Consider the following 25657-nt stretch of genomic DNA (forward strand, 5'->3'; position numbering starts at 1 on the left):
CCTCCTAGAGCGCGTGGAACTGGGCGCCCTGGATGAGGGCTCCCGCGGCGTCGATCTGGACCTGGTGGACGCCGAACCTCAGGACGGAGGACGCGGCTGTGCTGCTCAGCTCCAGCTTGGCGGTCCCAGTTCCGGCGATCACGCTCGTCGCGTCGATCCTGAGGCTGCTGGGACCGCAGGCGAGCTCGATCGCGGCGGGCTCGATCTTGATGTACGCGCCGGCCGGCCCGCCGCAGCGCAGCAGGAGCTGGGTCGGCTCGATGATCAGCTCGGCGTCGTTCACCGGGTTCGCGTGGGCGAGCTTGTGGACCAGGTACGTTCCGACGAGCGCCCCGAGCGTCGCGATGCCCCACGTCGCGCCCGTGAGCCCGCCGCCCTTCTCGAGATCGTCCTTGCCCGCGGAGGCGCCGAGCGGGCCCGCCACCGCGCCCAGGGCGCCCGCGACCACGGCGGCTGCCCACGGCTTCGCGGCTTCGACCGTCGGGGCGTCGGTGCTCCGCACGCGCAGGTGCACCTTGGAGCGCGCCTTGATGTCCTGCTCGTCGGCCGTGGTGAGCTTCTTCGTGCTGCCGAACTCGAGCACCGGGCCGTACGCGATGTTGCAGCTCATCCCGGCCGTGATCCCCGTGCTGAGCCCGAGGAAGACGTTGCCGTTCACGCCCGCCGCGATGCTGTAGTTCCCGCCGAGGCTCGCCCCGAAGTTGACGCCGGTGAAGAAATTCGAGTTGTCGCCGTACGTGAGGTTGACCGTCGAGACGTGGCTGCGCGTCGTCTTCCGCCAGCCCTGCCAGTCCTTGCTGAACGTCATCGAGTAGAAGTCCACGTCGAAGATGCCGAGCGTCCGGTTCGGGATGACGAGCCGGTAGTTCCCGAGGACGACGTCGGTGCGGTTGCCCGTGGTGACCGACTGGTAGTCCCCCTGGGTCACGACCGTGCGGTTGCCGTCCGTGTGATCGTAGACCCCGTCGCTCGCTGCCCAGCCGAAGTGCGCCGCTTTCCCCTTGTCATTGGCGTCCGAGCTCGTGTCGTAGCCGTTGTCGAGGCTCGACCACGTCCAGCCGCTGTCGCCGAACCCCGCGGTCGGATCGAGCCGCGCGGACTCGGTGAACGTCCCGGCCGCCGCGGTCGCCCGCTCGCCGTAGCGCAGGTAGCTGTACTTCCCGTCGCTGTGGGGGACCGCGATGCGGATCCAGTCCTCCGCGCTGCTCGCGGTGGTCGTCATGTCGTCCTGGCCGAGCTGCTGCTCCGTCGGCAGCGCGCCCTCGGCGCCGGCGCGCGTCGCGGGCCCGCCGCGCGCGCGCCCGAAGCCGCCTCCCATCTCGACCATCGCCCCGTTCGGCATCCGGATGCGGCCGCGCCCCTCGTCGGCGCTCGTGACCACGCGGCTCTTCGCGTTGGGCACGACGCCGGTGATCACCGGCCGCTCGGGGTCCCCGCCGACGCCGGTCCACAGCACCTCGGCGCCCTTGCGCAACGTGAAGTGCATGCCCTCGTCGGCCCCGCCATAGGGCGTCGCCAGGCGCATCGGCACCGAGCCCTGCGCCTCGGCCGCGCCGCTCAGGTCGAACGGCATCACCACGCGGTAGCGCCCCTCGGCGTCGACCGCGGCGACGCCCTCCGGGCCGCGCGCGTCGACGTGGGCGACCATCGCGCCCTCGAGGCGCGGCCTCGGCGTGGCGCGCGGCGGGCGGTAGCGCGTCGAGGCCGGGATGGCCTCGAACTCGCAAGCATAGCGCGGCCCGTCGCCCGCCCCGGCGCGGTGCACGGCGCGCGTCACCAGGTAATCGCGGTTCCAGTCGGCCCGGAAATGGCCTGAGAGCCCGAGGCGCTCGCCCGCGGCGAGCGGCGCGCCGATCGCGCCGTCGTACACGGTCGCGCGGCAGCGCAGCTCCTCGGCGCGCACGGCGGCGATCGCGGCGCCCTCCTCGGGCGCCGCGAACGAGCTGCCCTCGTCGACGAGCAGCCCGAAGCCGCGCGCGTCGACCTCGGCCTCGGCCTCCAGCGGCACCTCGGGCGTGCGCTCGTTGTAGTCGAGCAGCACGAGCGCGCGCGGCGACATCCGGCGCCGGCAGCGCAGCGCGCGCACCCCTCCGGCCTCCCCCATCGCGGCCTCGACCGCGCCCCGGAAGCCGTCGGGGTGGTCGCAGAGGACGAGCCGCTCCGCCCCCCCGCGCGGCTCGATGAAGTAGCTGACGCCCGCCTGCTCCAGCTGCCGCGACACGAAGTCGAGCGCGCTCTCCTGGTACTGCACGGCGTGCTCGCGCGGCGGATACGCCCGCTCGAGCCGCCGCTCCACCTCGATCCCGAGGCCGCTCCCGGCGATCACCGCCTCCACCAGATCCGGCACGCTGAGCCGCTGGTAGATGCGCGTCTGCCGCGCGAGGCCGAGCAGGGCGAGGCGCGGCACGAGCACGACCCGGTAGGCGTACTGATCGCCGCCGAGCGCGCCGCCCTGCTCCACCTCGGCCACGACCCCCGGGACCGCGCGGCCGGCGAGATCGAGCTCTCCGGCCGCGCCGACGAGGTCGTCGAGCGGCAGCGCGGGATCGGGCGACGCGAGATCGATCTCGAAGCGGTACGGGCGCGACAGCGCCTCCTCGCCGCGGAGCCCCAGCACCGTGAACGCCCCGGCCGGGGCGGCCTCGGAGCGGAAGTGGATCCCGACCGTCGTGGGCTTCGTCATCGCTTCTCCGAGATCTCGAGCATGGCGCCGGACGCCGTGGTGATGCGGCTCTGGTTGGCGTTGCGGGCCGTCACGGGCGACGGCGCGAGCGGGTTGAACATGGCCCCGAGGATCACCGGGCGATCCGGGTCGCCGTTGGCGAACGCCACGAGGACCTCGGTGCCCGGGCGCAGCGGGAAGTGCATACCGTGGCCCACGCCGCTGAAGGGCTGCGCCATCCGGACCGGGCGCGAGGCCTTCTGCTCGCCCGGCTCCGCCGTGTCGAAGTGGAGCTGGACCGTGTAGCGCCCCTCGGCGTCGAGCTGAGCGACGCCGTTAGTCTTTCCCCCGTGCCCCGGCTGCACGATCCCTGTCACAACGCCGGAGATGCGCGGCCTCGGCGTCCGGCGCGGCGGCCGGTAGGCGACGCGCGCCGGGATGGCGCGGAATGCGTTCCTGTACAACGGGCTCTGCTCGCCGGCGTCCTTGAACGCGGGAAACCTCGCCTCGTGCTCCACCTCGACGAGGAGCAGCTCCTCGGGCTCCGGGAAGCGCGGGTGCTCGATCAGGGTCACGCGCCGCCCGGCGGACAGCGCCGCGCGGCTGGCCTTGCCCTCGTACACGCGCTGTTGCGACAGCCGCTCGTCCGCCCGGATCTGCGCCAGCTTCCCGGCCTCCTCGGGCGTCTTGACGTGGCTGCCGTACTCGACAACGCCGCCGCCGTCGCCCGAGCCCAGGCTGGCGTAGGCCGTCAGGTCGAGCTGCGGTGCGCGGTAGTTGTAGTCCTGCACGACGTAGCTGGTGGGCACCAGGTCGGTCGTCACCTCGAGGGCGAAGATGCCCGAGGCCTCGCCGCGGGCGCGGAAGGGCACCGTCTCCGCGCCCAGGGCGGGGCGGAAGCCGGACGGGTGGTCGGTGAAGACCATCCTGTCGCGGCCGCCCTCGTGCTCGAAGAAGAAGCTGATGCCGACGTGCTCGGCCAGGCGGCTGATGAACGCGAGATCGCTCTCGCCATACTGCACGACGAACTCGCGCTCGGGATAGCTCTCGAGCAGCCGCAGCTCGACGTCCTCGGAGCCCAGGCCGTGCCGCTCGAGCTTGCTCCGGAGGATGTCGGGAACGCTGCGGTCCAGGTAGATCTCCTGCGTCTCGACGAGGGTGAGCCGGAACGCGCGCGGCACGAGGCGCAGGCGGCAGGTGGCGCGCTCGGCCAGCGGCTCCAGGCGGTCCCGGATCGGGCCGAGCATGCCCGAGACGCGGCGGATCTCCTCACCGTCGGCCTCGAAGACCAGGCTGACCTCGGCGCCGGGCGCGGCGTCGGCCGGGAGCTCACGGCCCTCGTCGATCACGACGTCGAGGTCGAACGAGAAGAGCTGCGAGATCGCCTCTCGCCCGGAGAGCTCGCGGACCTTCACGTGGTCCCACGGCCCCCGCGCTGACTCGATGCGAACGCTCAACGTCCCGGAGGCTTCCTTCATCGCTCGTTCTCCGATTCCGCCGCGGCCTTCCCTGGGGCACCGGAAATGTGGAGAGGCCGCGTGGGCGTGCGCGCCGCGGGGGCGCCGGGATGGCCGCATGAGGGCTGCTGGCACCCTGCGCCACCGGGGCTCGTTCTTCGGGGTTTCACGGGCATCGGAGCGTCAGCCTCGCCCCTTGCCGGTGCCGTACAGGAGCGCCCGCACATCGAGCTTCGCGGGGCGCTTCGGCGCTCCGGGGGGCGGCGGCTCCGGGGGCGGCGGTTCGGGAGGCGGCGTCGCCCAGGCGAAGGCGCCCCCCGCGGCCGCAGGGCTCGCCGGCTCTGGCGTGGGGATCGCGGGCGCGGCCGCGGGGCTCGCCGGCTCCGGCGTGGGGACCGCGGGCGCGGCCGCGCTGGCGGCGGGAGCGCTCGGCACGGACGCCAGCGCAGGGGGCGGCTCGGCCGGCGGCGCGTGTGGCGGTCCGGCCGGCAGCGCGCGTGGCGGCTCGGCCGTGAAGGGAGTCGCCGGCTGGCGCGCCGCATGGCTGCCGACGTCCTTCGGCATCTGCATCGTCCCCGACCTGCCGAGCGGAGCCTCGGGCGGCGATGGCGCGGGCCGTGTCGGCGGCGACGGCGAGGCGCCTGCGGGGGTCGGACGAAACGGCAGCGTTGCCGGGACCGCGAGCGCCCTGTTCGGCGCGATGTCCAGCGTCCCGGTGGGACTCGTGCTCGGCGCGGCGGACAGCGCGACGGTCGACTCGAGGGCGGCGTCGTGCTCGTCGCCCGCCGCGCCCGCCGCGCCCGCGCGGGGCGCCGTCGCTCCGGCCCTGCTGACCGCGGCGCCCGGAGCGGGCCACGCGATCGGCTCGCCCGGGAGCTCGACGCCGGCGAAGATGCGCATGCGCGGGAGCACGTCCTCCGAGGGCACGGGGAAGCTGCTGCGCCACGTCACCGTGCAGCGCTGCTCGTCGCCGTCGATGCGCAGCACGTCGGCGCTCAGCGGGAGCTCCTGGTGCTCGGCGAGGCCGAGGCCCGCAAGGCCGTGGATGCGCGCGAAGCCGCGCGCGCCGGGCAGGCGCATGCGCATGCGCGGCGCGCTCGGGTGCAGGCCGTCCATCACGATCCACTCGTCGCCCCGCAGGAAGTGCGTGCGCTGATCCGGCGGCGCCGCCTGGAAGTAGTCCCAGCTGAGCTCGTCCGGGATCTCGCGGATACCGCGCTCCAGCAGGGCGCGCGGGGTCGCGCCGAGCAGCCGCCGGCGGGCGGGGCTGACCTTCGAGATCGGGCCGAAGCCAGCCACGCGCCTCGCGTCGGCCGGATCGAGGATGTTCGGCTCGCCCGAGCCCTGCGGATGGCCCTCCCCGAACGGGTTGTCCGGGAAGCCGATCCCGCCAAAAGCATGCTCGTAATCGATGGGGAGCCGCACGAAGCCGCCCCGCTTACGGACCATCAGCGTCTTGTCCAGCAGCGTCCAGCTGCCCGAAAAGAGCCCAAGCCGAACATGCGCCGCCTCGACGGGGCGGCCGTGCGGCGCGTGCGCATGGCCCGTGAAGAGCACGTCGGCCTTGAGCAGGCGAGGAACCAGATCGGTCGTGAACCGGATGCTCCGCGAGGGGAGCCTGCCGTGATGAACCTCCTCCCCAATGATCTCCTGCGGCGCGATGCGCTGCATCATCGTGTCGCTGGCGAACCCGAAGGTGGCTTTCACCATCGCGGTCACCCAGAGCTTGCCCTTGAACCTCCATGCCAGGGCGGCGGCGGTCGCAGCGCCGACCGGCGTCGCGCTCACATGCGGAGGGCTGCTCGTCGCCATGGATCCACCAGCGATGAGACCCGCCCTCCGACGCTGCTGTCAAGCCGTTGTGGCCGTCACGCGGCGCAGCGATCACCGGTTCAATCGACAAGAGGATCGCGCCGCTCCGCTTCTGGCGAGCGCGTCCTCGAGATTCGATGTCATCGACGTACCGAGCGGAGCCTGCGAGCCGTTGAATCGCCGCTCCGAGGGGCTCGTGAGCCGTTCGGGTCGGCCGCGATCGAGGGCGCCGGAGACGCCGCCTTGCGGCGCCGGACGCAGAGGCCGCGCCCGAGCGCCCGCCACCCGCGGCGAACGCCGTGCGCTGTGCCATACTGCGCGGCCATTGTGGCCCCGGCACATCGCATCCACTACACGTACGCCGAGTACCTGACCCTCGAGGCGTCCAGCAACGTCAAGCACGAGTACCTGGACGGCCAGATCTACGCGATGGCGGGAGGTACGCCCGAGAATGCCGCGCTCGCTGCGGCGGTCATCGGCCTCCTCTTCCCCGAGCTTCGCAGAGGTCGATGCCGTGCTTACGACGCCGCTCTTCGCGTGCGTGTGCCGTCGACAGGCCTCGCCACCTACCCCGACGTCACGGTCGTGTGTGGGCCGATCGAGCGCGACGCCCAGGACGAGCAAGCCGTGACGAACCCCACGCTCATCGTCGAGGTGTTGAGCCGCAGCACCGAGGAGTACGACCGAGGCGACAAGTTCGAGCATTACAAGAGCCTCGCCTCATTGCGCCAGTACGTCCTGGTGTCGCACCGGGAGCGCAGCGTGGAGGTGTGGACTCGCGACGTCGACGGCGACTTCACGTCTGCCATCGCGCGGGATGGCGACGTCGCGCACCTCGCGTCGATCGGCGCCCGGCTCGACGTCCGCGAGCTATACGAGGCTGCGGCCGAGCCGGGGGCCTGAGGACGGCGCTATCGACAGGACGTTGTGACAACCTGGCGGTCGAGCGCTCGGGCGGCGCACGCCCCGTGAGCCATGAGTGCCTCTCCGCCTCTGGAATGCGAGCGTCGGCCCTCTATCGAGGCAACCTCGGCTCGCGCTCACCCGTCGAGCTCATCGCGGATTCAGGCGTCGAGCGCAGGGACGCCGCGCTCTGTCAACCTGTCATGGGCTGCGCCATCCCAGCACATTTCTGCGTGGCAGCGGGTATTGACTCCGTGGCTCGTTGGGCGACCATCGCATCATGGCGCGCACAGCTCCGGTTCCCAACATCCCCGCGATCCCTGGGATGAACCCGGGTGTCTTCATCCTCGGCGGCGGCGGCGCCGGCGGTGGCAGCGGCGGGCGGGGCGGCAACGGCGCCGGCGGCGATCAGGGCGCGGGCGGCAAGAACGGCGGCAACGGCGCCCAGGGCGGCGGCAGCAACGCCGGCAGCTGCGGTCAGGGCAGCGGCGGCGGCTGCCCCAACCCGACGCATGGGGGCGGTGGAGGAACGCACGCGGGGCACCCCATCGATCCGGTCACGGGCCGCGTCTACACCCTCGCCGTCACCGACATGGCGCTGCCAGGAGCGTTCCCGCTCGTGATCGAGCGCGCCTATAACTCTGCGCAGCGCGACCTCGACTACGGCCTTGGCTATGGCTGGAACCATTCGCTCGGCTGGCGCGTCATCGAGCTCCGCCGCCGCAGGGTGCGCGTCGTCACCGCGACGGCGCTCGCGTGCGAGGGCCGCTGCCCCGAGGAGGGAGAGACCGTGAAGCTCCCCGTAGGCTTGCTGACGCGCACCCGCGACGGCTATCTCCTCAAGGCCGACGACGGGATCACGCGGGTCTTCGAGGACGTCTTTGCCATCGACAACGAGTTCCGCCTCAGCGCGCTCGTCGATCACAACGGCAACCAGGCCCGGCTCTTCTACGAAAACGGAACCGGTCCGCTCCAGTTCGTGAACGACAGCGTGGGCCGCCTGCTCCGTGTGCGGCGGCACCGCGACGGCCGCATCGCCGCGTTCGAGGTGAAGAACGCGTCATCGAGAGGCGCCTGGACGTCCTTCCGCACGTACGACTACGATGAACGCGGAGATCTCGTGGTCGCGCGCGACGCCCTGGGGCACGCGATGACCTTCGCGTACGACGGAGACCATCGGCTCGTGCTGGAGCGCTGGCCCACGGGCCTCGAGGTGCATTACGGCTACGATGACCGCGGCCGCTGCGTGGAGACGTGGTGCAACGATCCCAAGGAACGCGCGCTCCTGGCCGAGGGCGTGCCTGAGGTGCTGGCGGACGGAAGTCGCGCGAAGGGGTTTCTGCACGCGAAGGTCGAGTACTGCGGGGACGAGAACAACGTCATCACCTCGCGCGCCCTGCGGAGGATCGGGGTCAACGCCTTCGGAAAGGCGGACCGGATCGTCTGGGCGGGGCAGGTGCACGAGAATGTGTTCGACGATGCAGGCGAGCTCGTGGGGTATCGCGACGGCCTCAGGCGCATATGGCGGATGGGCGAGGCCGACGGCGCGTACCGCGTTGTCGACCCGCTCGCTCATGTGACGGAGTACCGCTACGACGATCGCGGCAACGTCGTGACCACGCGCGGCCCTGACGGCCTGGAGACGCAGCACGCGCGCGATCCGAACGGCAACCTGATCTACCTCTCCGACGCGATGGGGCTCGTCGCGAGCTTTCGTTACGACGAGCGCGGCTGCCTTGTCCACGCCGAGACCGCTGACGGCGGCAAGACGGCGATGACGTATGACGCGCTCTGCAACCGCGTCGGGATCGTCGAGCCGGACGGCGGCGCGCGGGCGCTCCGCTACGATTTCCTCGGGCGACTCGTGGAGATGCGGGACGAGAAGGGCGGGGTCCACCGCTGGATCTACGACGCGATGGGGCGTGTGGTCGAGCACCGCTCGCCGCTGGGCGCTCGCACGGTCACGAGCTACGACGAGGCCGGCCGCTTCGCCGGCGAGCGCGACGCGGATGGCCGCTGGTTCCGGCTGATCTACGCGGGCCTCCGTGAGGTGATCGCGGTCGAGCTGAGCGACGGCACGCGCGTCTCGTACGCCTACGATCGAGAGCTCGACATGGTACGCATCGTCAACGAGGAGGGCGACGTGCACACCATCGAGCGGGACCTCGAGGGTCGGATCCTCTCAGAGCGCACCTTCGACGGTCGCTTGCTGCGGTACAGGAACGACCAGGCCGGGCGGCTGTCGAGGATCACCTTCGAAGATGGCGAATTCGTCGAGCTCGCTTACGACGACCTCGATCGGCTGATCGCACGCACCTTCTCGGACGACACATCCCACAAGCTGGAGTACGAGGAGCGCGGGCGCCTCCTGAGCTTCGAGACGGAGGCTGTCTGCACGCTCTATACGTACGACGAGCGAGGGCGTTGCATCCGCGAGGACACGGAGCGGAAGGACGATCCCTCGTCCGCGACATCGCTCCGGCACGTCTACGACGCCGGCCTGCATCGCACGAAGGTGGAAGCGCTCGGCGCTTTGGCGATCGCCGCCCCGCGCGACGCCGTCGGGCGATGCGCCGCGCTCGTCTTCTCGGATCTTTCGGGTACCCGGGGTGCGGACCAGCCGATCGCGAGGTTCGCGTACGACCCGACGGACGGCGAGACGGGGCGCTTCTTCGCCGGCGGTGGCCGTATCGAGCTCACGAGGGACGCGCACGGCAACGTCCTCCGCTCGGCGGTCTTCGGCGGTGGCACCGCCGTCATCCGACCGGGCGAGCCCATGTGGGTCGGCGGCCTGGCCGGCCCGGAGACCCTGCGGTTCGACTACCGATGGTCGCCTGCCGACGAGCTCCAGGTGCTCGCCGATCGCGATCGCGGGGCGCAGTCCTTCCTGTACGACGCGCGCGGCCGAATCGCGCAGAAGCAGCATGAGGGGCGGGCCAGGACCGAGGACTACGTGCTGTCGCCACGAGGCGACGTGCGCTGGATCGACGGCCGCGCGCAGTCCCACCTCAGCGGCGGCCGGCTCGTGACCACCAACGGCGCGGCCCTCACGTACGACGCGCGCGGCCGGCTCGTGAAGAAGGTCGAGGGCACCGCGGTGACCACCTACGCATGGAGCGCGCTCGGCTTGGTCTCGGGCATGACGCTGCCCGATGGCACGCGCCTCGAGTTCGTCTACGATGGGTTCGCTCGGCGGATCGAGAAGCGGTTGCTGCGGCGGGACGCGGCGATGGTGCGGCACCGCTACCGCTGGGATGGCGAGGACCTCCTGGAGGAGACGGTGGAGCGCCAGGCGAGCGCCACAGGCGCATCCGCGCCGTTCACGCTGGTGGAGCGCCGGCGTTACGCGTACTCACCGGGCTCGCCGGCGCCGGTCGCGCAGGCGATCGACACCGAGGCGGGCCCGGGCGCCTGGAAGTACTTCGTGCACCGGGACGGGGCGCCTGTGCCGCTCGGGCTCGTTAATGCTGACGGGAGCATCGACCAGGTCTCCGAGACAGACGCGTACGGTCGGGTCATTGCGGGCGACGCTGCTGCCACGCTGGTCCGGTTCCCGGGCCACTGGTACGAGCCGGAGACGGGGCTCCACTACAACCGGTGGCGGTACTTCGATCCGGCGAGCGCTACGTACCTGAGCCCGGAGCCGCTGGGGCTCGAAGGGGGGCTCGAAGCGTACGGGTACGTGAGCGGGAGGCCGCTCGCGCTGGTCGACGCTGACGGGCTGATGGGCTCCGACCTCAGCACCCGGCGCCTTCCGCGATCTCAAGGAGGCGGCACGCGGGAGTTCACCGGACAGTCAGCCCGCTACCGCAACCCTCAGGGCCAGGGGCCGCTGTACGATCTGCATCCTGCCGTTGCCGCCGCGCTCCCTCAAGACTCCGGGCGCGGCCAGGGCAGGGATCCGTCCTGGTGCTCCGAGCCCCATGCGATTAGCAACTATCTCCGTGATTACGAAGACCGAAATGGGGTGAGATGCGATCCGGGTACATCGGAGGGCCAGCGGCACCTTCGCCGCGCCTTGCGTCGCATGGGACCGATCGGAAGCACCGACGTGAATGAAACCGCATGCGCACCGTGTCCGAACTGCTCGCAGACCTTGGCTCGTCTGCATGCGCTGGCAGGCACAGGCCAGCAGCCCGAGACGATTCCCGCGTCGCCCCCGAGAGGCGGACCGCCCCTCAACTTCAGGCCCGCAGGGGCGGGGGCACCGCTGGATCGCGCGCGGCAACAGGCTGCCCAGGGAAACACAGCGCCCCTTGACGACGCTCGCCGGGCCAACGCGATGCGGTACCGAGCGCAGCTGGAGGCTGAGCGGGCAGCAGGGCGCAATAATCTATCCAATGCGGAGATCCAGCGCCGCACCAATCGCGTGACCGGAATGACTCCGGGCGTATTCGGAGGCACCGGGGAGAACAACGATTGGGGGCCGACGTGAAAACTCGATTCAGCCATCCGCTTCTCGGAACCATCGCGAAAGGTACGTTCAGCCCCCAGCTCCGATCCATCTGCGGGGCCAAGCAGCTCACGGCCTCCCTGGCGCAGCTGAACGAGGTGGCGGAAAGGCTCGAGCCGTGGCGTGCTCCGAACTTCGAGCTGCGCGCGCGTGTCGATCTCGGGAACTTCTATCCCAAGACGGGGCCGGTCACCGCGCTCGACAAGACGACCGCCCTTGTCAATGGCGTTGCTCACCGGATCGGCCAGGCGAGTCGTTCGTCTCGTATGCACGGCTTCGCATGGCATGTCTGCGACGGGGTGCTTGCCTTGCGCGACGACGTGTTCTTGCGCGTGCTGGGCTCCACGGCGGGCAGCCTTCGGCCCTGGGTCGAAGAGTGCGCGGCCCTGCGGTTACAGTGCGTCTTTCCGGTGGTGCGAGCGGCCGGCGAGCCGCTTATCGCGCCGGAGTCTGGCTGGATCGAGTTTCGCGACGATCTCGTCGATGCGACCGGGCGAGCAGCCCTGGAGAACGAAGCCTGGCATCTGGATCTCCCGCTTGCGGCGCCAGATAGGCGATTTCGACAGAGCGTGGTCGGGTTTCTCTCCGCAACCGTAGATCCAGCGTCGAGGACGCTTCCGTTGTCACCCCGCGTGAGAGAGGCGGCGTCGCGTTGGCTGTGCCGGCTGCACGCTCCCGGAGATCCCTCGCGGCTCGCCTCGTGGGTGCGGGAGAACGGTGGCAGCGAGGCGCTCGCCAGGGCGGCAGAAGACGCCGAGAGCTCGTTTGGCGGTCTGCGCAGCGTCGATCGGATCCAGCGCTTCGGCGGGATCCTGATGCTCGATCGTGCCCTCGCCGAGGGGAGCGTCGCGGAGTGGCCTATTCAGCAGACTCCCGGCGGCCCTGCGATTCTCCTGAGCCAGGATGACCTCGAGAACCAGGATACGCTCGCCTGTATGACGGAGGATGGCAGCATGTGGGCATACGATTTCAGCTGGGGCGAGTGGGAGCGTACGAGCGACTCCGTGAGCACGTTCGTCGCCCGCCTCGCGCTGTGGGGACACCCCAAAGAAATGCCGACCCATATCGCGCTGTCGCCGCTTGGCCGTGAGCTCTCCCGGGCGCTCGGCCTGAGCGAGGTCGAAGAGGCTAGCGACTCCATCGGCACGTTCTACGCGGGCGACGCGGCGCTGGTGTTCGAGCGGAGGCGACCCGACCGAACCGTGACGCGTATGCGCGAGCTGCACCCCGAGGCGGTGCTTGCCTGGGACGACCTCACCTCGTCTGCCTGATGTGCCGCGGTGGACGACGCTCGTCGGGCCAACGCGACGTGGTACTCAGAGTAGATCGAGGAAGCTGTGACCTCACCGCAGACGTTACAGAGGCTCGATTTCCCTGCGCTCCCTGGCGTCCCATCCAGGGACCGCGAGCGGCTCCGTTCGCGCTTCGCGGGCTGGGAGGACAGCTACCTCGCCTGCACGGGCGCCCCCACCGTCGCTCGCGATGAGATCCTCGACGCCGTTCGCGTGCGCGGTGGTGATGTGCCATCTGCTCCGGAGACGTGTGGTTCATTCAGATGGTATGAGGGCTCCGTGCTGGTCACCGAGAGCCGGGACACGTGGTGCCTTTACGCGCGAAGCGCCGAGCGGCTCATCCCCTGGATCCAGGCTTTCGGCGAGCGGCGGCCACACAAGCCGATCTGGTTCCCTGCCTACTCGACCGTGCTCGCCGAGGGCGAACCAGTGGAAGGTGAGGGGCCATCGTTCGACGACCGGGAGCGGGGCGTCGAGGGATCCTTTCTTGTGCGCAATGGCAACGCGGCCGTCCGCTACCGCCTCCCTGGCGGAGGGGTATCGCTGGGGCTCGGGAGACGGGCGATCGTACGCTTGCACGCTCCGTGGCAATCGTCGTTTAACGACGTGACCACGGTCCCGCGGTTCGTGGTCGTCAACAACGACGGCATCCCCACTTTCCTCGCATGGTTCCACGCACAGGGGGCATCGTCTCGCCTTGGCGATGCCGTCTCGGAAGCGCTCGGCCTCGCGCACGGCGTCCGGCGGTTCGATCGAACTGCCATGTGCGGTCCTGTGCTCTGCCACGCCGAGTTCTTCGCGGGCGCGGCTTCCGCGCAGGCGTTCGAATCGCCGCTCCTCGTCTCCGGCGACGCCTGGCTCCCGCCCGGTGAGCCATCGCGATTGCTGGTCGGCTACTGGGACATCGGGACGTCGGACGCGTTCGTCTACCTCGGTGAGGACCGCCGTATCCACCGGTACGCGTTCGAGGAGGGCCTGTGGTCCATCTCGGCATCGAGCTACGCCGCCTACGTCGAGCGAATCCTTCGCTTCGACGCGAGGGTGGCGGCCACGCGCGAGTCGGATCTCCCGATGAACGAGCTCTGCGAGCGCCTGGAACTCGTTGTCGACCCGATTGGAACAGACGACTACGCCTCCTTGGCGATCTCTGCCGATATCGTAGCGTTCCAGCGCTCCGGTGAGCGAGCGCTGTTGAAGTGCTTCACCCCACAAGCCGAGGCACGGGTGTGCGAGACCCTCGCGGAGTAGGTCGTCCGTTGCGGCGCTCTCCGCTCCCCCTGGCGGCACAGCAGCGCATGCTCCCGGTCGGCGGGCATGCGTACGCCTGGCCCGACCAGGAGCGCGGAGCGAGCCACCTGCCGATCATCCGCCAACCAGCGCGCGATCTCGATCCGCCCCGCGCTCACCGCCCGTCGCGCCGCCCGGCCCGTCGAGTAAGCTGCGCCGCATGAAGGTCCCCCGACTCACCGGCCGCGCGCTCACCGCGGCGCGCCTCGCCGCCGAGGCGCCCGGATCCTCCGCCGCGCTCCGGGAGGTGATGAAGCGCAGCCTGGGCATCGATCGCCTCGCCTCGCTTCCGGACGCCTTCCGCGACGACGTCCCCGCAGAGGCGCGCCCCCTCCAGGCCGCGCCGCCGCGGCGCTGGGAGGACGCCGGGCTCGGCGCGCCCCCCGTCCGCGACTGGCCCAGGCCCTCGGTGGCCTACGCGGCGGCCTACCGCAAGGGCGCCACCACCCCGCTCCGCGTCGCCGAGCGCGCGCTCTCGGCGCTCGAGGCGCTCGCCGCCGAGCGACCGTGCATGAACATCGCCGTCGCCACCTCGCGGGAGGCGACGCTCAGGGACGCCGACGCGGCGACCGCGCGCCACGCCGCGGGGCGGCCGCGCGGCCTGCTCGACGGCGTGCCCCTGCTCGTCAAGGACGAGTTCGACGTCGAGGGCCTCCCGACCACGCTCGGCTCGCCCTGCGGCCCGCAGCCGCCCGCGCCGCGCGACGCCGCCGTGGTCGCCCGGCTCCGGCAGGCGGGCGCCGTGTTCCTCTGCAAGACCGTGCTCACCGAGTGGGGCATGTCGCCGATCGGCAACAGCGTCCACCAGCGCATGCCCCACAACCCGCACCACAAGGAGCGCGCCGCGGGCGGCTCCTCCACCGGCTCCGCCGTCGGCGTGGCGCTCGGGCTCGCGCCGCTCGCGGCCAGCGGCGACGGCGGCGGCTCCATCCGCGCGCCCGCCGCGCTGAACGGCGTCTTCGGCATCAAGCCGACCTTCGGCCGCGTCAGCCGCGCCGGCGACGGCTTCAAGGGCTCGGTCGCCCACGCCGGGCCGATCGCCAGCAGCACGGCCGATCTCGCGCGCTTCCTCGACGCCGTCGCCAGCGAGCCCGACCCCGACGACGACCTCACCGCATGGGCGCCCCCGCCGCCCCCCGGAGGCTTCGGCGCGCGCCTCGGCGCCGGCGTGCGCGGCCTGCGCATCGGCGTCGACGAGGCGGAGTGGCGCGACGCCTCCACCCCGGTCGCGAGCGTGTGCTGGGGGGCGCTGCGCGCGCTCGAGCGCGAGGGCGCGACCCTCGTCAACGTGAAGATCCCCCTCGCCAGGCACGCGGCCTCCATCGGCTACCTCGTCATCGGCCCCGAGTCGCTCGCGGCGTTCCAGCGCGCCTGGAGGGAGCAGCGCGACCTCATCAGCGAGGACCTGCGCGTCACCTTCAGCCTCCTCTCGGGCGTCACCGCGCTCGAGCAGATCGACGCCGCGCGGCTCCGCGCGGGCATGCGGCGCGAGGTGGCGCGCGCCCTCGCCGGCGTCGACGTCCTCGCGCTCCCGACGACGGCGATCACCGCGCCCCGCTACGCGCAGGCCGAGGAAGGCCGCGCCTTCCTGGATCCCATCGCCCTCGACGGCATGTGCCGCTTCGCCTTCCTCGGCAACCTCACCGGCCTCCCCGCCGGCACGGCGCCCGTCGGCGTCGACGCCGAGCGCCTGCCCATCGGTCTGCAGATCCTCGGCGACGCGTGGGACGAGGCGGCCGTCCTCGCCGTCCTCGCCCACCTCGAGCGATCGGAGCTCGCGAGCGCGCGGCGCCCCCCGGGGGCGATCGATCTGCTCCAGTAACCTGATCCCATCGAGCCCGAGGAGAGGTCGTGATGAGCCAGAGCGCCGGAAGTCATCCTCCCGACGTCAAGCCAGCGCCAGCGCCGTGGACGCTGGCCGGCGATGCAACCATCGTGATGCTCGAGCTCCCGGAGCGGCTGCTCCAGGAGCAGAGCTTCATCCCGGAGGCGCTCCGCCCCCGCTTCGAGGGGCGCTACAGCCTGCTGATGGCGCTCGACTACACGTCGTCCAACGTGGGGCCTTATCGCGAGCTCCTGTTCATCCCCGGGCGCTTCCGCACGCGCCGCGGCCTCTGCTGGTCCATCAGCAAGATCTACGTCAGCTCGTGGGACAGCGTGGTGAACGGGCAGCTCAACTGGGGTATCCCCAAGGAGCACGCCGATTTCGAGATCGCGCGCGAGGCGGACGGGAGCGAGCGCTTCCGGGCGTCGCAGGGCGGCGACGTCTTCGCCGATCTGCGCTTCGCGGCCGCGGGCCCGAGCCTGCCCGCCACGAGCGCGCTCGTGCCCGCGCGCCTCCGCCGGCTGGTGCACCACCGCGACGGGCACGACTATTTCTGCGCGCCGACCGCGCGCGGGAGCGCCCGCCACGCGCGCCTGCTCGAGGCGCGACTCGATCCGGCGCGCATGCCGCGCGTCGACGAGGGTCGTGTGGTGTTCGCCGTCCGGCTGTCCGGCTTCAAGGCCGAGTTCCCGGTCGCCGACGTCGAGCCCCCTCGCTCGCTCTGATCTCTCACCGCGGGGAGCTGCCCCGCGGCGGCGTCAGGGCCGCGCGGTCGCTCGGGCGCGCAGATCAGCCGAGCGCGATCATCGCGGCCGTCGCCGCGTAGTCGACGCGCTGCGCGCGGTAGGGGTACGTCGGCGGGAAATGCTCGAGCGCCGCGCGGAGGCGCCGGCTCGACGCCCTGTCGAGCGGGTCGAAGCGCAGGCCCACGGCGCGCCCCGGGTCGCCCAGGCGCCGGCCGTGGAGCGTGCGCGCGATCGTCGCCGTCGCGTCGATCCAGACCTTCGTGTCCGGGATCCGGAACGAGACGATCACCGGCTCACCCGTGAGCGGGCGGGCGCTCGTCAGCACGAGCATGCCGTCGATCGACAGGTCGATCGCCCGGGTCCCGAGCAGCCGGAAGCCCCGCTCGCGCACGGCCTGGCACTCCACGATCGCAGCGCGGCGCGTGGCGCGGCGCTCGCTGGCGAGCAGCATCTCCATGGTCGTTCTCCTTGGCGCGGTACGCTACGGAGGACGGCTACAGGTGGACAAGAAACTTACACGCTGGCGCCCAGCGCCGCGGGGGGCGAGGGCGAACGCAGGTAGCAGGAGAGGGTGGGGGATCTCGGCGCCCCTGAGAGGGCGCTCGCGGTGAGAGGCGCCCGCGGCCGCTGGAGGGGTCGCCGCCCCGCCAGGTGGGCGGGGCGGCGCGCGGCCGTGGGCCTCTCTATCCGCCGGTCAGCGGCCCGCGCGGCGCCGGCGCAGGGCGAGGCCGGCGAGGGCGGCGAGCATGGGCAGGAGCGCGGCGGCGCCGCGGGTGCTGCCCGCGGGCGTGGGCCGTGCGGCGCAGAAGCCGTTGCCCTCGGCGAAGATGCCGGTCGGGTCGTTGTCGCTCTCGGGCGCGCAGGTGCCCGCCGTGCTGTCGGTCGAGCTGCACACCTCGCCGGACGGGCAGCTGTTGCCGTCGCTGCCGCGGCAACCCTCCACGCAGGCGTGATCCTCGCAGATCATCCCGCTCGTCGCGCCGCCGCAGTCGCTGTCCTGCCGGCACGCCGTCTGATCGTCGTCGCCGTTGTTGGGATCGGTCTCGCCCGCGTCGATGGCGCCGTTGTGGTTCGCGTCCTCCACGCCGTCGGTCACGCCGCCGTCGTCCGTGTCCGGATCGAGCGGGTTCGTCTTCGTCGTGGGATCGGCGTCCGCGATGCAGGTCCCCGCGGCGGCGTCGGTCGCCGCGTTGTCGCAGGGCAGGCCGAGCTCGGTGCCGTCGAACAGCCCGTCGCCGTCGCTGTCGGGGTCGAGCGCGTTGATGAGGCCGTCGCCGTCGTGGTCGTCGCTGAAGTTCGGCTCATCGCCGTCGACCACGCCGTCGTCGTCGCTGTCGGCGTCGTTCGGGTCGGTGCCGATCTCGTCCTCGATCGAATCGACAAGCCCGTCGCCGTCGCTGTCCGCCGGCGTCCCGTCGTCCTCGCCGACGTTGGGATCGGTCTCGCCCGCGTCGACGACGCCGTTCAGGTTGATGTCCTCCTGGCCGTCGGGCACGCCGCCGTCATCGGTGTCGGCGTCGAGCGGGTCGGTCTTTGTCGCGCCGGCGTCGCCGTCGGGGCGGCAGTGGCCCGCCTCCGCGTCGGTGCCCTCGCTGTCGCAGGGCAGGCCGAGCTCGGTGCCGTCGAACAGCCCGTCGTTGTCGCTGTCGACGTCGCGCACGTTGATGAGGCCGTCGCCGTCGGTGTCCTCGCCGGGCTTCGGCTCCTGGCCGTCGGGCACGCCGTCGTCGTCGGTGTCGGCGTCGTCCGGATCGCTCCCGATCGCCTCCTCCTCCGCGTCGGGCAGCCCGTCGCCGTCGCGGTCCTCGTCCACCGCGTCGTCGTCGCCGTTGTTGGGATCGGTCTCGCCCTCGTCGATGGCGCCGTCGTGATCCGCGTCCTCCGCGCCGTCGGAGATGCCGCCGTCGTCCGTGTCCGAGTCGAGCGGGTGCGTCGTCGTCGCGGGGTCGGCGTCCGCGACGCAGTTGCCCGCGGCGGCGTCGGTGGCGGCGTTGTCGCAGGGCAGGCCGAGCTCGGTGCCGTCGAACAGCCCGTCGCCGTCGCTGTCGGGGTCGAGCGCGTTGATGAGGCCGTCGCCGTCGTGATCGTCGCTGAAGTTCGGCTCGTCGCCGTCGATCACGCCGTCGTCGTCGCTGTCGGCGTCGTTCGGGTCGGTGCCGATCTCCTCCTCGATCACGTCGATCAGCCCGTCGCCGTCGCTGTCCGTCGGCGTCCCGTCGTCGGCGCCGTTGTTCGGATCGGTCTCGCCCGCGTCGATCTCGCCGTCGAGATCGAGGTCCTCCTGGCCGTCGGGCACGCCGCCGTCGTCGGTGTCCGGATCGACCGGCGAGGTCTTGGTCGCCCCCTCGTCCGCGTCGGCGCGGCAGTGGCCCGCCTCCGCGTCGGTGGCGGCGTTGTCGCAGGGCAGGCCGAGCTCGGTGCCGTCGAACAGCCCGTCGTTGTCGCTGTCGACGTCGCGCACGTTGATGAGGCCGTCGCCGTCGGTGTCGTCGGCGGGGTTCGGCTCCTGGCCGTCGAGCGCGCCGTCGTCGTCGGTGTCGGCGTCGTTCGGATCGCTCCCGATCGTCTCCTCCAGATCGTCGCTCAGCCCGTCGCCGTCGGTGTCCGTCGGCGGCACGTCGTCGGCGCGGACGTTCGGATCGGTCTCGCCCGCGTCGACGACGCCGTCGAGATCGAAGTCCTCCTGGCCGTCGGGCACGCCGCCGTCATCGGTGTCGGCGTCGAGCGGGTCGGTCTTTGTCGCGCCGGCGTCCCCGTCGGCACGACAATGGCCCGCGGCGGCGTCGGTGGCCGCGTTGCTGCAGGGCAGGCCGAGCTCGGTGCCGTCATAGAGCCCGTCGTTGTCGCTGTCGGGGTCGAGCGCGTTGATGAGGCCGTCGTCGTCGGAGTCCTCGCCGAAGTCCGGCTCATCACCGTCGATCACGCCGTCGTCGTCGCTGTCCGCGTCGTTCGGGTCGGTGCCGGCCTCGACCTCGTCGGGATCGTCGATCCCGTCGTTGTCCGAGTCGCAGCCGTTGTTGAACACGCCGTCGCAGTCGTTGTCGATCGAATCGCCGCAGACCTCGGCGCCCGTCGGCTCGCAGACGCAGGCGTGCGTGTCGGGATCGCACGTCGGCGAGAGCGGCCCGCAGTGCGCGTCCGTGAGGCACTCGACGCACTCGTTGGGCTCCGCGGCCGTGTCGCAGTGAGGCGTCGGCGCGGCGCACTGCGCGTTGGTCTCGCATTCGTCGATGACGACCTCGGTCGGCGGCACGCCGTCGGTCGGGCCGTTGCCGTCGGTCGGCGTGTCCTCTTCGGGCGCGCCCTGCTGCCCGGAGGCGCGGACGATCGCCTGGTTCGCGATGACCCCCGAGGCGTCGGCGTTGACCGTCACCTGGAAGGTCACCCGCGACGACATCCCGGCGGGGATCGACCCCCCTGCCGTCCCGTTCGCGCCCGTGCCGAGCCGCACGCGGACCGTGCGCGTCCCGGCGTCGTACTCGCCCTGGTCGTCGGCGGCCGCGTCCGTCTTCGCGCCCATGTTGGCGCCTGCCACGATGGAGAGCGAGTTGGGCACGTAGCTGACGCCCGCGGGCAGCGGATCGGTGAGCACGGTGCCCCTCGACGCGTCGTTGCCGCTGTTGACGACCTCGATCGTGTACTGGAGCACGTCGCCCGGGAGCAGCAGCCCGCCGTTCACGTCGACGGCCGACTTCGAGGAGGACGTGAAGTCCGGCCTGAAGGTCGAGATCGACGTGATGAAGCCGGCGAGGAAGTAGAGGTCCATGCTGCTCGACGCCACGATGGGCGCCGAGGTCTGCCTCGGGGTCACCAGCGAGGTGATATCGAAGACGTCGATATCCATGCCCGCCATGCTCCCCGCGGTCCCGGCGAGCTGCGGCAGGTCCCCGACGTTCGACACCGGCGCGTTGAAGTAGGAGCGCGTGCCGTTGAAGAAGTTGTCGGCCGGGTTCTGCGTATTGCCGAGCGCGGTCCCGTTGAAGAGGAACTGGTCGCCCGCGTGGGCCACGTCGCCCTCGAACGCGACCATGCCGATCTTCGCGTCGTAGCCCGCGTTCGGCACCAGGAACCCGTCCAGGGTGGCGTTCTGGGTCGAGCCGCTGGCCACCGTGTCGAGGCCGTCGAAGAGCGCCAGGTTGCGCGGCGGTTCGGAGGCGAGCTCGTAGAACACGACAAGCCACCACCCGGCGAAGTGGTTGTCGAAGTTGTTGTTCGTGAAGCTCGCGCTGTTGACGCCGCTCAGCCGGTACGCGCCGGAACCTCGCTCCTGCACGAGGGCGGTGATGTTCGCGACCGACTGGTAGTAGACGCGGCCCGAGCTGATCGTCTCGACGAAGTCGTCGGCGGTGACCTCCTCGGAGAAGCTGCCCGTGCCGGGCCGCTCCAGCGTGACGATCTGGTCCGCGTTCCCGGTGGTCCCGAGGTGCGCGCCCCAGTAGAGGTACGCGTGGGTGACCGTCGCGCCGGCCGGCACCTGGAGCACCGCGGTGGTGCGCGCCTGCGCGGCGGTGATGGAGGTGCTCGCCTCCGCGTCGCCGACCGCGGGCGAGTCGGAGCGCCAGTACGTGTCGGGCGCGCTGTCGCCGATGTTGTTGCCGCAGGCACCGATATCGCCCAGCACGGGCGAGTCGATGTCGTCCCTGCCGCACTCGTGGCCCAGCGTGTTCCCGATGAGGAGGAAGTCGCCCCGCTGGTCGACCTGCTCGCGCAACTCGGGCGCGGCATGCGCGGCCCCGCGCTGCCCGCCCACGCAGGCGAGCCCCACAAGACTACCTATGACCCAACGTCTCTTCACGGCGCCTCCTGCTGCTGCTTCGGCTTCTTCTCGAGGATCTTGAACTGCACGCGGCGGTTCTGCTGGCGTCCCTCGTCGGTGTCGTTGTCCGCGATCGGGACGTCGGGCCCGTAGCCCTTCGACGCCAGCCGCTCGGCCTCGACGCCGCGCTGGACCAGCGCCTTCATGACCGACTCGGCCCTCGCCTGGCTGAGCTTGATATTGTACGCGCGTCCGCCGCGCGGGTCTGTGTGCCCTTGCACCTCGATCCTGGTGATCTCCGGGTGCTCCTTCAGCACACTCGCCACCTCATCGAGGAGCGGATCGCTCACCTTCTTGATGGTCGCCTTGCCGGTGTCGAACTGCACCTGCTGGAGGATGACGATCTCGGTCTCGGTCATGCGCACGGCGACGGGGCAGCCGTTCTTCGTCGGATCCGGATCGGGCTTGCCCTTGATCTCGGGGCAGGCGTCCTGATCGTCGCGCACCGTGTCGCCGTCGCGGTCGCCGGGGCAGCCGTTCGTCGCCGGATCCGAGGTGCGGATACCGGGGATGTCGGGGCAGGCGTCCTCCGCGTCGATCACGCCGTCGCCGTCCCTGTCGGGCGGCGGCGGGCAGCCGTGCTTCTTCGGATCCTCGTTCGCCGGGCCGGCCTCGTCCGGGCACGCGTCGACGTCGTCCGTGATGCCGTCCTTGTCGCGGTCCCCGGGCGGCGGGCAGCCGTGCTTCTTCGGGTCGTCGTTCGCGATGCCGGGCGTGTCCGGGCACGCGTCGACGCGATCGAGGAAGCCGTCCTCGTCGCGATCGGACGGCGGGCAGCCGTTCTTCTTCGGATCCGGGTCGCCGACGCCGGGCACGTCGGGGCAGGCGTCCTTCTCGTTGACGATGCCGTCCTTGTCGCGGTCCGGGTCCGCGCGCCGGACCTCGGGCGAGTACGCGAGCATCGCGACGGCGCGGAAATCCGGGGTGCCGATGCCCGAGGTGAAGCCGGGGCCGGCGGCGACGCCGAGCTCGAAGTCGCGGAGCGTCGGCGCGAAGCGGTAGCGCAGGCCGAGCAGCGCCTCGACGTTCGTGTTGCGGGCCTCCGGGTCCTCCAGCACCGTCGACACGGTCGCCTCGGGGCCGATCTGGAGCTGCTCCTCCGAGCCCAGCAGCAGGCCGACGCCCGCGCCGCCGTTGAACATCAGGCCTTGCCGCACCTGCGCGAACGTCTGCGCCGGGCGCAGATCGACGCCGGCCGCGGCCGACCACACGAAGCCCGGGATCCGGCCGCCGGCGAGGATCTGCGGCAGGCCGCGGACCGACTCCTCGCCCACGAACGAGCCGTCGCGGTCGCCGGTCGGCACCCACACGAAGCCGCCGACGGCGAGCTGGAACGGGTCGTAGTAGTCGCCGAGGAGGCGCAGGCGCAGCCCGACCCGGAGATCACCGAGCTGCACGTCGCTCGGCGACCTGAACGAGAGACCCTCGGCCGCGGGGCTGTCGCCCTGCTGCAGCACGGCGAGCGGCAGGTCGACGTTGACGTGCAGCCGGTCCCAGAGCGTGAGCGAGGAGTTCAGGTGCAGGAACAGCTGGTGGCCGACGATCGCGCCGAGGTGCTCGTCGCTGCCCTGCCGCGTGAGCACGAGCGGGTTGTGCGCGTAGTCGCCGAGCAGCATCACGTGCAGCGTCGCGCTGCCGTCCTGGTTCGGCGAGGCTGCGTACGGCGACGGCACACCGAACATCCGGTCGCCGGCGGGCGCGGGGCTGAAGCGGTTGAGGGCGAGGCCGCGCGCCGGTCCCGCCTCCTGAGCGGACGCTGGCGCGGCCCACGCCGCCGCGGCTAGGGCGGCGGCGCCGCAGATCCATCGAGGGGGCAAGGGGGCTCTCATGCGCAGGATCACCTTGGGTGCTTTGGGCGAGCGGCCGTCGACTGCTCCGGCGCGCAGGCAAGTTGGGGGAAACGCTGCGTACTCGACGCGGATGATCGTCGAGTACGCAGCGTTTCCCGGGCCGTCTTATAGGCTTCGCGGGACGCTACCGGTGGACTTTTCGATGGGCGGCCGTCCGAATTCGGATCGGCCTCGACAGGGCGGCTCACCTGCGAGCCGGCCTTCGCAGCGCGTCGCAGCGCGGTCTATGCAAGGCGTGTGCACGCCCCGCCGTCGCGTGGGGCGGGTGGTTTGTCTGGGATCTCGCGGCTCCAGCCGGCTCTGCGGCGGGCCGATTGAGGCCTACAGACATCAGCACTGCGGCCTCGGTGCGGCGGTATCGACGGGATCGAGTCGGGGCGCGCCGGCGCGCCCGGCCGGCGGGCTCTGCGGTGCTCGCGGCCCCGGCGCTGCGTTGCCGGAGGCCCGGGTTCACCGTGGGATCAAAAGTTCGTTCGGACGGTGCCGCTGAACTGAAAGATGCCAGGGTTCGAGCCGATCTTGCCAACGGCGGTGAACCTGGATCCTGGCGTGACGGCCAGCATGGGCGAGCGGAGCGCGTCGATCGGTGAGGTCGACTCGGCCTGGCTCGTCGCGTAGGGCGAGCTCCTCGTGATCTCTGCCCGGAGATACGAGCTGCCGCTCGTCACGACGGTCCTTGCCCAAGCCGCGTTGCAGCTCGCCGAGTACCGGATCACGATCTTCCCGACCGCGGTGGTGCCCGACATGATGTCGCTCGACGCCCGCGTGACCGCGTCGGCCTCGCACCCGGTCGCCCCAGGGTCCTGCCCGGTGCACGACGCGCCGTAGCAGCTGCCGAGCGCGGCAGCGGCCTCGCCCACGTCCTCCTGCGCGGAGCCGTCTCCGTCGAGCGGCTCGGGATCGGACGTGTCGGCGATGCAGCCGGCGAGGGCAAAGGAAGCTCCGAGGGCGGCGGCGGCAAACGAGGAGGCGATACGCATGGTCCATGTCCTTTCGAGCCCTGGGGACGCGGGCATCGCGCTACCGAGCGGCGCCGGCGCGTCGAGGTCTCGGCCTGGGTACGGGCGCCGGGCCCCGACCGGTTCCCGCGTCCGCGCGAGAGGACCCGTGTCAGGCGCCGCCCGGGACTCGCTACGTCAGGCGCCGCGGGCTCATCCGGGGCCGCCGGTGGCTCGCGGTGGTCAGGCGCCGCGTCCGTCCGGGTCGTGTCGACTGGCGCATTCCGCGCGGGACGCGCGTTCCAGCGCTCCATCTCGTGGGGGCATCGATTACCATCGTCTCCGAAGGGCGGCTGCCGCCGGCGACTCCAGACGACGGAGGTTTCGACGATGAACCTTTTCCCGGACGAGATGCGGCGGGATCCTTATCCCCTCTATGATCAGCTGCGGACCGGCTCTCCCGTGTTCCATGTCGCTCCGCTCGATCTCTGGATGGTCTTCGATTACGACGGGGTGAAGCGGGCGCTGACCGATCATGACGCCTTCAGCTCCGCGGTGACGCCTCCCACCGGCAAGGCGCCGGACTGGATCGTCTTCTCCGACCCGCCGCGCCACACCAAGCTTCGATCCATCATCCTGCGGGCGTTCACGCCGCGCTCGATCGCGGGCCTGGAGCCGCGCATCCGGGAGCTGTCTCGCGATCTCCTGGATCCGTGGATCGAGCGCGGCGAGATGGACATCGCGGCGGACTACGCGGGGCCGCTGCCCACGATGGTGATCGCGGAGATGCTCGGCATTCCCTCCGAGGACCGGGCGCGGCTGCTGCGCTGGAGCGAGGTGATCGTGAACCTCAGCCACGCGATCTCCGGCGGCGAGGAGGCGGCGAGGGCCGTGAGCGAGCACGCCGTGGTGAAGGAAGAGATGAAGGCGTATCTGGCGGACCTGATCGAGGCGCGCCGGAGCGCGCCGGCGGAGGACCTCTTGACCCGGCTCGTCGAGGCCGAGGTGGACGGCGAGCGGCTGACCGAGGGAGACATCCTGAACTTCTTCCAGCTCCTGCTCGCGACGGGCACCGAGACGACAACGAACCTGATCGACAACGCGATCTTGTGCTTCCTCGAGAGCCCGGCGGAGCTCTTCCGCCTCCGGGCGGCGCCCGAGCTCTTGCCCTCGGCGATCGAGGAGGTCCTGCGCCACCGCTCGCCGCTGCAGATGGTGTTCCGCGAGACGAGGCGCGCCGTCGAGGTGCACGGCCAGGTGATCCCGGCCGGGAAGCTGGTGCTGCCCGTGATCGGCTCCGCGAACCGGGATCCGCATCAATTTCACGACCCTGGCCGCTTCGACATCGGGCGCGATCCCAACCCGCATGTCGCGTTCGGCCACGGCATCCACTTCTGCATCGGGGCGGCGCTGGCGCGCCTCGAGGCGCGGATCGCGCTGCCGGATCTCCTCTGCCGTCTGAAGGGCCTCCGGCGCGCGAGCGACGAGCCGTGGGAGCCGCGCAAGGCGATCATCGTGCACGGTCCGGCGCGCTTGCCGATCCGCTTCGAGCCGGGGAGGCGCGCCGCGGTGCACGCCGCGGGGGCGCACACGCCGTGCCCCGGGTGAAGGCGGCG

Annotated in this window: 14 protein-coding genes; 7 read left to right on the forward strand and 7 right to left on the reverse strand. The window is 71.5% G+C overall.

Translation table 11 applies throughout. From position 1 onward, the window contains the following. Positions 1 to 4 precede the first annotated feature (4 nt). The 3 genes from WMF46_RS00695 to WMF46_RS00705 all read right to left on the reverse strand — a co-directional run bounded on the left by WMF46_RS00695 (position 5) and on the right by WMF46_RS00705 (position 5931). Entirely contained in the window at positions 5 to 2683 is a 2679-nt protein-coding gene (locus tag WMF46_RS00695; protein WP_437983815.1) for a type VI secretion system Vgr family protein, read from the reverse strand. Next, a complete protein-coding gene (locus tag WMF46_RS00700) occupies positions 2680 to 4140 on the reverse strand; it encodes a type VI secretion system Vgr family protein (protein ID WP_437983816.1) in 1461 nt (486 codons plus the stop codon). The genes WMF46_RS00695 and WMF46_RS00700 overlap by 4 nt, the downstream gene beginning before the upstream one ends. Positions 4141 to 4302: 162 nt before the next feature. Further along, positions 4303 to 5931 carry a DUF2169 family type VI secretion system accessory protein gene (locus tag WMF46_RS00705; RefSeq protein WP_437983817.1) on the reverse strand — a complete coding sequence of 543 codons (1629 nt, stop codon included), beginning with the start codon at positions 5929 to 5931 and terminating at the stop codon, positions 4303 to 4305. Between the two features lie 327 nt (positions 5932 to 6258). Between WMF46_RS00705 and WMF46_RS00710 the strand changes: the two genes are divergently transcribed. From WMF46_RS00710 to WMF46_RS00735, 6 genes are all read left to right on the forward strand, one after another. Further along, positions 6259 to 6834 (forward strand): Uma2 family endonuclease, encoded by a 576-nt coding sequence (locus WMF46_RS00710; protein ID WP_437983818.1) that lies wholly within the window; start codon positions 6259 to 6261, stop codon positions 6832 to 6834. Between the two features lie 280 nt (positions 6835 to 7114). After that, complete coding sequence (locus WMF46_RS00715) at positions 7115 to 11269, forward strand: YwqJ-related putative deaminase (RefSeq protein ID WP_437983819.1); 4155 nt, start codon at positions 7115 to 7117, stop codon at positions 11267 to 11269. Beyond that, positions 11266 to 12558, forward strand: coding sequence for a hypothetical protein (locus tag WMF46_RS00720; protein ID WP_437983820.1), 1293 nt, complete (start codon positions 11266 to 11268; stop codon positions 12556 to 12558). The genes WMF46_RS00715 and WMF46_RS00720 overlap by 4 nt, the downstream gene beginning before the upstream one ends. Before the next feature lie 429 nt (positions 12559 to 12987). Beyond that, complete coding sequence (locus tag WMF46_RS00725; RefSeq protein ID WP_437983821.1) at positions 12988 to 13827, forward strand: hypothetical protein; 840 nt, start codon at positions 12988 to 12990, stop codon at positions 13825 to 13827. A gap of 199 nt (positions 13828 to 14026) precedes the next feature. Next, the gene (locus WMF46_RS00730) at positions 14027 to 15688 is read left to right on the forward strand and encodes an amidase (RefSeq protein ID WP_437983822.1); all 1662 of its coding nucleotides are present in this window, start codon (positions 14027 to 14029) and stop codon (positions 15686 to 15688) included. 32 nt (positions 15689 to 15720) lie between these two features. Beyond that, positions 15721 to 16416 (forward strand): acetoacetate decarboxylase family protein, encoded by a 696-nt coding sequence (locus WMF46_RS00735; protein ID WP_437983823.1) that lies wholly within the window; start codon positions 15721 to 15723, stop codon positions 16414 to 16416. A 64-nt stretch (positions 16417 to 16480) separates the two neighbouring features. Here WMF46_RS00735 and WMF46_RS00740 read toward each other — a convergent pair whose 3' ends face one another. The 4 genes from WMF46_RS00740 to WMF46_RS00755 form a co-directional block, all read right to left on the reverse strand. Next, complete coding sequence (locus tag WMF46_RS00740) at positions 16481 to 16894, reverse strand: PilZ domain-containing protein (RefSeq protein WP_437983824.1); 414 nt, start codon at positions 16892 to 16894, stop codon at positions 16481 to 16483. A 237-nt stretch (positions 16895 to 17131) separates the two neighbouring features. Then, entirely contained in the window at positions 17132 to 21232 is a 4101-nt protein-coding gene (locus WMF46_RS00745) for a DUF3344 domain-containing protein (protein WP_437983825.1), read from the reverse strand. Continuing rightward, the gene (locus WMF46_RS00750; protein WP_437983826.1) at positions 21229 to 23082 is read right to left on the reverse strand and encodes an OmpA family protein; all 1854 of its coding nucleotides are present in this window, start codon (positions 23080 to 23082) and stop codon (positions 21229 to 21231) included. Before WMF46_RS00750 ends, WMF46_RS00745 begins: the two co-directional genes overlap by 4 nt. 482 nt (positions 23083 to 23564) lie before the next feature. After that, positions 23565 to 24083, reverse strand: coding sequence for a DUF2690 domain-containing protein (locus tag WMF46_RS00755; RefSeq protein ID WP_437983827.1), 519 nt, complete (start codon positions 24081 to 24083; stop codon positions 23565 to 23567). A 348-nt stretch (positions 24084 to 24431) separates the two neighbouring features. Here WMF46_RS00755 and WMF46_RS00760 point away from each other — a divergent pair, with 348 nt between their 5' ends. Next, complete coding sequence (locus tag WMF46_RS00760; protein ID WP_437983828.1) at positions 24432 to 25649, forward strand: cytochrome P450; 1218 nt, start codon at positions 24432 to 24434, stop codon at positions 25647 to 25649. The last annotated feature ends 8 nt before the right edge of the window (positions 25650 to 25657 follow it).

The sequence above is a fragment of the Sorangium sp. So ce117 genome, from assembly GCF_051524395.1.
In the GTDB taxonomy this organism is placed as follows: Bacteria; Myxococcota_A; Polyangia; order Polyangiales; family Polyangiaceae; genus Sorangium; species Sorangium cellulosum_B.